Consider the following 10,954-nt stretch of genomic DNA (forward strand, 5'->3'; position numbering starts at 1 on the left):
AAACAAAAAAGTTAAAGTGAATCAATTTATCAATAAAAAAGTATACTTTAAAGATTTAGGAAAGAAAGATTACCGGGAAACCTGGGACATGCAGGAGCAGCTTTTTGCCGATACCATCGCCATTAAAATCAACAACCGAAACCTGGAAGCTTCTTCTCAACAAATCACACAAAACTACCTGCTTTTTGTAGAGCATCCGCATGTATACACCCTGGGGAAAAGCGGCAAACCGGAAAATCTTTTACTGGATGAGGCCGGTTTAAAAAAGGTTGGAGCAAGCTATTATCCCATAAACCGGGGAGGAGACATCACCTATCATGGCCCCGGGCAACTGGTAGGGTATCCTGTGTTGGACCTGGATAACTTCTTTACAGACATACACAAATACCTCAGGTTTCTGGAAGAGGCAGTCATTGCCACCCTGGAGGAATACGGCATTGAAGCTGGGAGAATTGAGGGGCTTACCGGCGTTTGGATAGACCACATCAGGCAGGATAATCCAAGAAAAATATGTGCATTGGGGGTTAAATCAAGTCGCTGGGTGACCATGCATGGTTTTGCTTTTAACCTGAATACAGACATTGGCTATTTTAATCATATCGTCCCCTGCGGCATCAGTGACAAAGCCGTCACCTCCATGCACCTGGAATTGGGACATCCGGTAGATGAGGCCGAAGTAAAAAATAAAGTCAAAACGCACCTGGCAAGGCTTTTTGGTATGGATTTCGTTGAAAACCTTTTTTCCCCCGAAAAAAGTCATTGAATTGTCAGCCTTTCAAGGCGTTCAGGATTAATTTTTTGATAAAAAGTTTATCTTTGTAAGGGCTTAACAGTCCAGCCATCCTTAATGATGTAGCAAATTGAATTTGCCAATATATAGAACCCTTGTCTATGGCCAATTTTTTTGAACAACTGAACGATATTCTTTTTTTGGATCTGGAGACTATCTCCGGGGCAGAAACACTGGAAGAACTATCCCCCAGAATGCAGGAAGAATGGCACAAAAAATCCCAGCAAGTCCTGCAGCAAGGAGAAGAGGGCAGCCCTTCTGAATTGTACTTTGAGAAGGCCGGAATATATGCTGAATTTGGCAAAATCATTTGTATAGGCGTGGGATATTTCACCTATCTCAAGGAAGATGACCTGCTTCAATACCGCACAAAGTCATTCTATGGAGAATCAGAACACGGCACACTATTGGAATTTCGTGAATTACTTTGTAAAAAACAATGGATCATTTGCGCCCACAATGGCAAGGAATTTGACATACCCTACCTTTGCCGGAGGATGCTGATAAACAGGATACCCCTGCCAGATGTTTTACAATTGGCAGGCAAGAGACCCTGGGAAATCAGACATCTGGACACCCTGGAGCTCTGGAAATTCGGAGACTACAAACATTATACAAAACTGGATTTACTGGCTTCGGTATTTGATATTCCCAGTTCTAAAGAGGGCATCGACGGGAGCATGGTGAATACGGTATATTACAAAGAAAATGATCTGGACAATATCCGGAAATATTGTCTGCGGGATGTGGAAGTAACCGCCAGGATTTACCTTGCCTATCAGGGGCTTCCGGGAGATTTGGAATTTGAAATCATCAACCTGGATGAAGCAGGTGCTTAGAAGCGGCTGAATTAATTTCAAATAAATATGATTACCTTTAATGTATTAATAAATTTTTATGGGAAGAAATTCAGGAAGAAAAAAATCAGGATTCAAAAATAAAGGGGGTAAAACCTCAGATTTGTCAAGGTTAAAATACCAGTTGACGCAATTTTTTGACAGCAATTTCGGAGAAGAGTTTGCTGAAAAACAACTTATCAAAAAGCTATCTCTCAGAGATGCTGCTACAAAAAGCTTATTGTCTGATGCCCTTCAGGAGCTCATGGCAGAAGGGAACATCTCAAAAAACCCAAGAAACCTGTACTCATCTGCTGCCGATCCCGATTTCATCGTAGGGGAAGTGGATTACGTAAATGCCCGTTTTGCCTTTATCATCCCCGAAGACAAGGAAAAGAAGGAAGACGATATCATGGTTAAGGAGGCCCATCTTAAAACGGCATTGGATGGGGACAAGGTACGGGTAATGGTATTGCCGCAAAAAGGCAGAGGTGGAAAACGAGAGGGCAAAGTACTTGAGATCATAGAACGCAGCAGAGACGAATTTGTAGGCCGGGTGGAAATCTCCCCCAGGTTTGCTTTTGTCGTTCCTGATTTTAAAAAAATGCACCACGATATTTTCGTGAAAAAATCAGATCTGGCCGGAGCACAACACAATCAGAAAGTCGTGGTCAAGCTTACCGGCTGGAAGGAAGGGGACAAAAGCCCTATTGGTTCAATCATACGGGTATTGGGAGAAGCAGGGGATCATGAAGTGGAAATACACTCCATCATGGCCGAATTTGGCCTGCCATTTGAATATCCGGAAGATGCCATTGCCGAAGCAGAGACCATTTCAGAAAGTATTCCCTCCTCAGAATTGAAAAACAGGAAGGATTTCAGAGATATCAGCACCTTTACCATTGATCCTGCAGATGCCAAAGACTTCGATGATGCCATTTCTTTCCGCTACCTGGACAATGGAAATATGGAGATCGGCGTACACATTGCCGACGTAAGTCACTATGTGAAACCCAAAACCATTATGGAGAAAGAGGCCTATGACAGGGCCACCTCCGTTTATTTGGTAGACCGTACCATACCCATGCTGCCCGAAAGATTGAGCAACGGATTGTGTTCACTCCGGCCAAAGGAAGACAAGCTGACTTTTTCATGTGTTTTTGAAATGGATGAGCAGGCGCAGGTCAAAAATTTCTGGATAGGCAGAACCGCCATTCATTCTGACCGCAGGTTTTCCTATGAAGAAGCCCAGGAAAACATGGACCAGGGCAAGGGGGAGTTTGCCTCCGAACTGATAAAACTCAATGGTCTGGCCCATAAGCTGAGAAAGGAAAGGTTCAAAAAAGGAGCAATTAATTTTGAGACCGTTGAAGTAAAATTCCGATTGGATGAAAAAGGAACACCTGTAGGCCTTATCATCAAGGAGCGCAAGGATGTGCACAAGCTGATAGAAGAATTCATGCTTTTGGCCAACAAGACAGTGGCGCAGTTTATATATGATAAAAATAAAGGAAAAAGCACCTTTGTCTACCGAACCCACGATTATCCGGACCTGGAAAAACTCACTACCTTTGCCAATTTTGCCAGAAAATTCGGGCATGATTTACAGATAAGTGATGAAAAAAAGGTTTCCAACAGCTTAAACAAACTGATGGATGAGATTGCCGGTAAGCCTGAGCAGAATGTACTGGAGCAGCTGGCCATCAGGAGCATGGCCAAAGCCAAGTACACTACCGAACCCAAGTTGCATTTTGGACTTGCCTTTCCACATTACACCCATTTTACTTCCCCAATCAGAAGGTATCCGGACCTGATGGTCCACCGCCTCCTGCAGCACTACCTGGATGGAGGAAAACCTCCCGAAAATCAGGCCTGGGAAGAAAAATGCCTGCATTCCTCCGAAAGAGAAAAGAGGGCATCGGATGCCGAAAGAGCCAGCATCAAGTACAAGCAAGTGGAATACATGAAGCTGGCTGAAGTGAAAGACTATGAAGGAATAGTTACCGGTGTTACGGAATGGGGTGTTTTTGTAGAAATCACCGAAACCAAATGCGAAGGAATGGTCCGGCTGCAGGACATGACAGACGATTACTACGATTTTGATGAAAAAAACATGCGGCTGATTGGCTCTAAAAACAAAAAGATGATCACCCTTGGAGACAAGGTCAAAGTCAGGGTTACGCGTACTGATATTGACCGAAGAACCATAGATTTGGAATTTGCAAACGATGATAAATGAAAAAGAATTGGAGGAAATCAGGGATAGCCTTGAAAAGCATATCCTCCAGCTTAATTTTGAAGGTGAACCAGCGGAACTTTACGAGCCCATCAGTTATTTGATGCAGCTGGGTGGAAAAAGAATCAGGCCACTGTTAGCACTTTTATCCTATGGCCTATTTAAGGAAGGTTACCAAAAAATTCTTACTCCTGCCTCCGCTGTTGAAGTTTTTCATAATTTCACACTGATGCATGATGACATCATGGACAATGCCCCAATCCGCAGGGGCAGGCCAACGGTGCACGAAAAATGGGATGACAACACGGCCATTCTTTCAGGGGATGTCATGTTGGTCAAAGCCTACGAAATGCTTCTGGATGTGGAAGCGGATAAGCTCCGGAATTGTCTGAAATTATTCAGTAAAACGGCGGCAGAAGTATGTGAAGGTCAGCAACTGGACATGAATTTTGAAAGCCTGAACCAGGTAGCTGAGCAAGATTACCTTAACATGATCCGGCTAAAGACCGCCGTGCTCCTTGGATTTTCCCTTCAATTGGGGGCTACTCTGGCGGGAGCCAGCGAATCAGATGCCATTCATTTGTATGATTTTGGCGTAAATATCGGGATTGGCTTCCAATTGAAAGACGACCTTCTGGACGTTTATGCAGATAAAGAAAAGTTTGGCAAGCAGGTGGGTGGTGATATTTTGGCCAACAAGAAAACCTACCTCCTGATCAAAGCGATGGAACTTGCAAAAGGTGAAGATAAAAAGGAGCTGGAACATTGGCTTACAGCAAAAGAATTTGACCCGGCGGAAAAAATAATTGGGGTAAAATCGATATATGACCGGCTGGAAATCAGGAAAAAAACAATGACCCTTATGGCGGATTTTTTTGAAAAGGGATTTAACCAACTGGCCACTATAAAGGTGCAAAGACCGGAAGGCCTGAAAATCCTTTGGAGCCTCACCCACAAATTGGCTACAAGGGAGAATTAAAAAACTATGGAACTAAGCCTAACACTTATCACCATTATCATTACTTCCCTGGTGTCTTATTATGCCTGGAAAAATCCGGAGTTCATGGAAAGAAGTCTGTTTACCCCCTACGTCATCAGCCGAAATGGGGAATATGGAAGATTTCTGCTATCCGGATTTACCCATAAAGACGGGACCCACCTGCTGTTCAATATGTTTACGTTTTACTTCTTCGGGAGTGTAGTGGAGCAGTACCTGATGTACATGTTTGGGCCAGGTATGGGAGCCCTGGCCTTTGTTGCCTTTTACCTGCTTGCAATTGTCATTGCGGATATTCCTACTTATCTAAAGGAAAAGGACAATCCTTCTTATCATGCCCTGGGGGCCTCCGGAGGAACTTCAGCGACCGTTTTTGCCAGTATTGTCCTCATGCCGCTTTCCGATATCTGTATTTTCGGCATATTTTGTCTTCCTGGCTTTATATTGGGATTACTATTTTTGGGATATGCCTACTATAAAGGAAAAATTGGGGATGATAACGTCAACCATGATGCCCATTTATTTGGTGCTGTTTTTGGGATTGCCATCATACTACTCATTTCCCCTCAGAATGCAATCTATTTTTGGGAGGAAATAAAAAGCTTCAGCCTTTTTTAAAAACTGAAGCTTTTTGAAATGCAATTTACTTGGCTTTTTTAAGTTGCCTGACCAGTTTATCCACTACATCCTTTAATAAAGGAACCCAATGTTCCCCTTTCTCCTCTGCAAAAACATCCGGCCCGGGGATGCCAACACGCATTCCTACCACGCTGAGCGCTGTACCTCCTGATCCTTCATTTTTGAAGTAAACATCAACGGCATTGATATTTGGGGTAAACTTTGATAATTTGTCAATAGAAGATCTGATCTCCTCTTGTATACCCTCATTGAGATCCAGGTGTACGGACTGTACATCCACCTTTATCCCTTTATAATTTTCTGTATAATTCATAAATCAAACAAAATTCCTCCCAATCATCGGGGAGATATCTTTTTAAGGACAGTTAGAATACTATTGAATAAAGTCTATCCACAGGCACAACACAAAAAGGCCTTTAGTGAATAAAGGCCTTTTCATTTCCCTATGGAAAAATATTATGCTTCGGCAGGTAAAACGCTTACGTAAGATCTACCATCGTGCTTTTTCCTGAAAGCTACCTTTCCGGGTACCAAAGCAAAGATGGTATGGTCTTTACCCAGTCCTACATTATCTCCAGGATGATGCTTCGTACCTCTTTGTCTTACTATTATGTTTCCGGCAATCACTGATTCACCACCGAATTTCTTTACACCAAGTCTTTTGCTTTCAGACTCTCTACCGTTTCTGGAACTACCTACACCTTTTTTATGTGCCATAACTTAATTTATTTTAGTGTTTCCTTGCGGAAACTTACAATACTATATCTTCAATCAAAACTTTGGTAAACTGCTGTCTGTGACCGTTCTTCTTCTTGTAACCTTTTCTTCTTTTTTTCTTGAAGACAATCACCTTGTCGCCTTTTACATGATCAAGAATTTTTCCTGATACCTTTGCCCCATCGAGTAAAGGAGCGCCTACCGATACTGTACCGTTGTCATCTGCCAACAGCACCTGATCGAATTCTACGGAAGCGTCAACTTCACCTTGCATTTTTGGTGCAAAAATGTGTTGATCTTTTGTTACTTTGAACTGCTTACCGGAAATGTTAACTATTGCGTACATAATGGTTTGATATATTACAATTATCAAAATGAGGTGCAAATATAAGAAAAATACAGAAATACTTAAAATAAAAGTGAATTATTAATTGACCTGCCAGCGGTCACATGCCACTGATCATCTTATTGATACCACCAAATACATCTTTTAGGCAGCCATATTCATTTTTTATTCATCCAAATTACCAGGAAGCGCTCAATCGATTGATCTCCAACATATTGGGTAAAACATTTTTTTGTTTGTTGACCATTGGTCAATTTTAAGCTTAAAATTCACCTGTTTTGAACATTTTGAAATATTTTGAAAAAAGTTCTGTCCCCAATTAGAGCGAATATTAGTTAAAGTATTAGTTTATATTATTTATATTAAAATACTATTTATTAATTATTTATAACCTATTGACCATAGGTCAACTTTTTAGATTTTAACATCATTTTCGGCTTTTCTTTTCCAATTTTCTTGGCCATATTTGTTAAGGTTTTGTTTTCAAAACCAAACTCAAGCTAGTATGGCCATCTATGAAGGTTTAAAAGCCTTTCATAAAAAGAAATATTTCAAAAGATTAAACCAATAAAAATAATGAAGCCAGAACCTATTTTAGAGCAGGGAGACAACAGCCGATTTGTTTTATTTCCTATTCAGCACGACGACATTTGGGAATACTACAAGAAGGCCGAAGCCAGTTTTTGGACAGCAGAAGAGATTGATCTGGGACAGGATCTAAATGACTGGAAAAACTTAAGTGATGGAGAAAGGCATTTTATTTCTCACGTGTTGGCTTTCTTTGCTGCCAGTGATGGCATAGTCAATGAAAACCTAGCGGAACATTTTGTTTCAGAAGTGCAGTATACTGAGGCCAAATTTTTCTATGGATTCCAGATTGCCATGGAAAATATCCATAGCGAAACCTACAGCCTGCTGATAGATACCTATATCAAAAACGCCGCAGAAAGGGAGCGTTTGCTCAATGCCATAGAACACCTGGACTGTGTCAAGAAAAAAGCGGAATGGGCATTGAGGTGGATTGACAACGGAGATTTTCATGAAAGACTAGTTGCCTTTGCGGCAGTAGAGGGTATTTTCTTTTCGGGATCATTTTGTTCTATTTTCTGGTTGAAAAAAAGGGGGCTGATGCCTGGATTGACTTTTTCCAACGAATTGATCTCACGGGATGAAGGGCTGCATTGCGATTTTGCCTGTCACTTGTATACCGATCATGTAATCAACAAGTTACCTGAAGAAACCGTTACGGGGATCATCAAAGATGCCGTAGAAATAGAAAAAGAATTTGTCACAGATGCGTTACCGGTAAGGCTGATCGGAATGAACGCCACATTGATGTGTCAATATATTGAGTTTGTAGCGGACAGATTGCTGCAGGAATTGGGGTGTGCCAAGGTTTGGAACAGTACCAATCCATTTGATTTCATGGACATGATATCCCTTCAGGGAAAGACCAATTTCTTTGAGAAAAGGGTTGGGGATTATCAAAAAGCGGGCGTAATGAAAAATAAAGACGCTTCCAACGGTTCAGGGAAATTTTCGGTAGAAGAGGACTTTTAAGCATTTTTTAAACACCTTAATAACTAATAAGTATGTTAGTAATCAAAAGAGATGGCAGAAGAGAATCTGTCAGATTTGACAAAATCACCACAAGAATCGAAAACCTTTGTTATGGGCTGGATGCCCGGTACATCCAACCCATAGAAGTAGCGAAAAAAGTAATTGATGGCTTATACGATGGCGTGACCACTGCTGAACTGGATAACCTGGCGGCGGAGGTTTGTGCTTCCTTGACAGTAAAGCATCCGGAGTACGCCATTTTGGCGGCAAGAATTGCCATTTCAAACCTGCACAAAACAACCAGCCAGTCCTTTTCCAATACCATGAAAAGGCTGTATACTTACATCAATCCGAAAACAGATGAAAATGCAGCGCTGATTGCACCTGATGTATACGGTATAGTCAAAAAACATGCGGCCAAACTGGACGAGGTAATCGACTACAGCAGGGACTTTGATTATGACTTTTTCGGATTCAAAACTCTGGAAAGAAGTTACCTGATCAAACTGGATGGCAAAGTAGTGGAACGTCCACAGCACATGCTGATGCGGGTATCCATAGGTATACACAAAGAGGACATAGATGCGGCCATCGAAACCTACCACCTGCTATCGCAGAAATGGTTTACCCATGCCACTCCCACCCTTTTTAATGCAGGGACACCAAAACCACAATTGTCATCCTGCTTCCTTTTGACCATGAAGGATGATAGCATAGATGGCATCTACGACACACTTAAGCAGTGTGCCAAAATATCTCAATCTGCAGGAGGAATAGGCCTCTCCATACACAATGTGAGGGCCAAGGGCTCATACATCCGTGGTACCAATGGTGTCTCCAATGGAATCGTACCCATGTTGCGGAATTTTGACATGACAGCAAGGTATGTGGACCAGGGAGGCGGAAAAAGGAAAGGCAGTTTTGCCATTTACCTGGAACCCTGGCATGCCGATATCAAAGACTTTCTGGATTTGAAAAAGAACCATGGAAAAGATGAACTTAGAGCGAGGGATCTTTTCTATGCGGTTTGGGTTTCAGATCTATTTATGAAACGTGTCGAGGCCAATGAAGAATGGTCCTTGTTTTGTCCCCATGAAGCTCCCGGCCTTGCAGATTGCCATGGAGAGGAATTTGAAAAGCTTTACGAGAAATACGAGAAAGAAGGCAGGGCCAGAGAAACCCTGAAAGCTCAGGAATTGTGGTTTGAAATCCTGGAGTCGCAGATAGAAACCGGTACCCCATACATTTTATACAAGGATGCGGCCAATGGCAAATCCAATCAAAAAAACCTGGGCACCATCAAATCCTCCAATCTGTGTACCGAAATCATGGAGTACACCTCCCCCGATGAAGTAGCAGTGTGCAATCTGGCCTCTATTGCCCTGCCCAAATTCGTGGTAACGGCAAAAGACGGCAAAAAATATTTTGACCATCAGAAGCTATATGAAATAACCAAAGTAGTGACCCGAAACCTGAATAAGGTAATTGATGTCAACTACTACCCGGTACCGGAAGCCAGAAAATCAAACTTCAGACACAGGCCCGTAGGTTTGGGCATTCAGGGGTTGGCAGATGCCTTTATCCTGCTGCGCATGCCTTTTGATTCGGATGAGGCCAAAGGATTGAATGAAGACATTTTCGAAACCATGTATTATGCAGCCATGGAAACATCCATGGAACTGGCCAAACTGAATGGCACCTATGAAACCTATGAAGGTTCTCCGGTTTCTCAGGGGCTATTCCAGTTCGATATGTGGGGTGTAAGCCCGAAATCAGGGCGGTGGAACTGGCAGGAGCTGAAACAAAAAGTGAACAAATATGGTATCCGCAATTCACTTTTGCTGGCTCCCATGCCTACTGCCTCTACTTCTCAGATATTGGGCAACAATGAATGCTTTGAACCTTATACGTCAAACATCTATACCCGAAGGACGCTTTCCGGAGAATTTGTAGTGGTCAACAAGCATTTGATGAAAGACCTCATCCGCATGGGGTTATGGAATGACAACATGAAAAACAGGTTGATAGCAGCAAATGGCTCGGTACAGCAAATACCGGAAATTCCTCAAAACCTGAAGGATCTCTACAAAACTGTATGGGAAATCTCACAAAAAGTGATCATTGATATGGCTGCTGATCGTGGAGCTTATATTTGTCAGTCTCAAAGCATGAACCTGTTCTTGCAAGAGCCCAATTTTGGGAAATTGACTTCCATGCATTTTTATGCCTGGAAAAAAGGATTGAAAACAGGTATTTATTACCTGCGTTCGAAAGCTGCCAGCAGTGCCATTCAGTTTACCGTGGATAAATCCCAATTGGATAAAAAACCAGCCGCAACTGTTGCTGAGCCGGATCCGAAAAAACAACAACAGGATGCCATAGCCTGTTCGCTTGACAATCCTGATGATTGCGAAATGTGCGGTAGTTAAACATTGGTGCTTTTTAGTAAAATCGTAAAAGCGGCTGTTCACTGAGAACAGCCGCTTTTTTTTGGTTTGTAACCAGAATTCGATTCATTTATTGGCCTGAATTTGATTTTAGGTGCCGCTTATTTGATTAACCTTTTTTACCGGAGAGTTTTATCAGCCCGTCGAAATGGCTCCAATTCAACTTCAAACAAGCATTTCAGCAAATCCCCCTTTTTAAGGGGGTCAATGCTATTAAGTTAATGTTTTCTAATTACTATTTTCGTTTCTGAAAATGGTTTTTTTCATTTTCTAGGTTCTATTTCTCGGTCAATTATCAGGTATTGGGCATACTTTTCCCTTCCCCCTTTGCCGAGCTTATTTTGTGGCGATATGTGATGTTTTTGTTTTTCCTCTGATATTTGCTT

Annotated in this window: 10 protein-coding genes; 7 read left to right on the plus strand and 3 right to left on the minus strand. The window is 42.1% G+C overall.

Translation table 11 applies throughout. The annotated features are described in order from the left end of the window. Positions 1 to 16: 16 nt before the first annotated feature. From lipB to HUJ21_RS00330, 5 genes are all read left to right on the plus strand, one after another. Positions 17 to 763, plus strand: coding sequence for a lipoyl(octanoyl) transferase LipB (gene lipB / locus HUJ21_RS00310; protein WP_291366298.1), 747 nt, complete (start codon positions 17 to 19; stop codon positions 761 to 763). A gap of 128 nt (positions 764 to 891) precedes the next feature. Beyond that, complete coding sequence (locus tag HUJ21_RS00315) at positions 892 to 1,629, plus strand: 3'-5' exonuclease (protein WP_291366300.1); 738 nt, start codon at positions 892 to 894, stop codon at positions 1,627 to 1,629. A gap of 58 nt (positions 1,630 to 1,687) precedes the next feature. Then, positions 1,688 to 3,865: a ribonuclease R gene (gene rnr / locus HUJ21_RS00320; RefSeq protein WP_291366302.1), complete on the plus strand. Its 2,178-nt coding sequence runs from the start codon at positions 1,688 to 1,690 to the stop codon at positions 3,863 to 3,865. Next, positions 3,855 to 4,841 carry a polyprenyl synthetase family protein gene (locus tag HUJ21_RS00325; RefSeq protein ID WP_291366304.1) on the plus strand — a complete coding sequence of 329 codons (987 nt, stop codon included), beginning with the start codon at positions 3,855 to 3,857 and terminating at the stop codon, positions 4,839 to 4,841. Before rnr ends, HUJ21_RS00325 begins: the two co-directional genes overlap by 11 nt. Before the next feature lie 6 nt (positions 4,842 to 4,847). Then, the gene (locus HUJ21_RS00330; protein WP_291366306.1) at positions 4,848 to 5,477 is read left to right on the plus strand and encodes a rhomboid family intramembrane serine protease; all 630 of its coding nucleotides are present in this window, start codon (positions 4,848 to 4,850) and stop codon (positions 5,475 to 5,477) included. A gap of 25 nt (positions 5,478 to 5,502) precedes the next feature. Here the strand turns inward: HUJ21_RS00330 and HUJ21_RS00335 are convergent, their stop codons facing one another. The 3 genes from HUJ21_RS00335 to rplU all read right to left on the minus strand — a co-directional run bounded on the left by HUJ21_RS00335 (position 5,503) and on the right by rplU (position 6,561). After that, entirely contained in the window at positions 5,503 to 5,811 is a 309-nt protein-coding gene (locus HUJ21_RS00335) for an HPF/RaiA family ribosome-associated protein (protein ID WP_291366308.1), read from the minus strand. A 143-nt stretch (positions 5,812 to 5,954) separates the two neighbouring features. Then, positions 5,955 to 6,215, minus strand: coding sequence for a 50S ribosomal protein L27 (gene rpmA, locus HUJ21_RS00340; protein ID WP_166146315.1), 261 nt, complete (start codon positions 6,213 to 6,215; stop codon positions 5,955 to 5,957). A 34-nt stretch (positions 6,216 to 6,249) separates the two neighbouring features. Next, positions 6,250 to 6,561, minus strand: coding sequence for a 50S ribosomal protein L21 (gene rplU, locus HUJ21_RS00345; RefSeq protein ID WP_163377741.1), 312 nt, complete (start codon positions 6,559 to 6,561; stop codon positions 6,250 to 6,252). A 573-nt stretch (positions 6,562 to 7,134) separates the two neighbouring features. On the opposite strand from rplU, the gene HUJ21_RS00350 reads away from it, so the two are divergent. Continuing rightward, positions 7,135 to 8,121, plus strand: coding sequence for a ribonucleotide-diphosphate reductase subunit beta (locus HUJ21_RS00350; RefSeq protein ID WP_291366315.1), 987 nt, complete (start codon positions 7,135 to 7,137; stop codon positions 8,119 to 8,121). 32 nt (positions 8,122 to 8,153) lie between these two features. After that, complete coding sequence (locus HUJ21_RS00355) at positions 8,154 to 10,550, plus strand: ribonucleoside-diphosphate reductase subunit alpha (RefSeq protein WP_291366313.1); 2,397 nt, start codon at positions 8,154 to 8,156, stop codon at positions 10,548 to 10,550. Positions 10,551 to 10,954: the final 404 nt, after the last annotated feature.

The sequence above is a fragment of the Cyclobacterium sp. genome, from assembly GCF_014762705.1.
Classification (GTDB): domain Bacteria; phylum Bacteroidota; class Bacteroidia; order Cytophagales; family Cyclobacteriaceae; genus Cyclobacterium.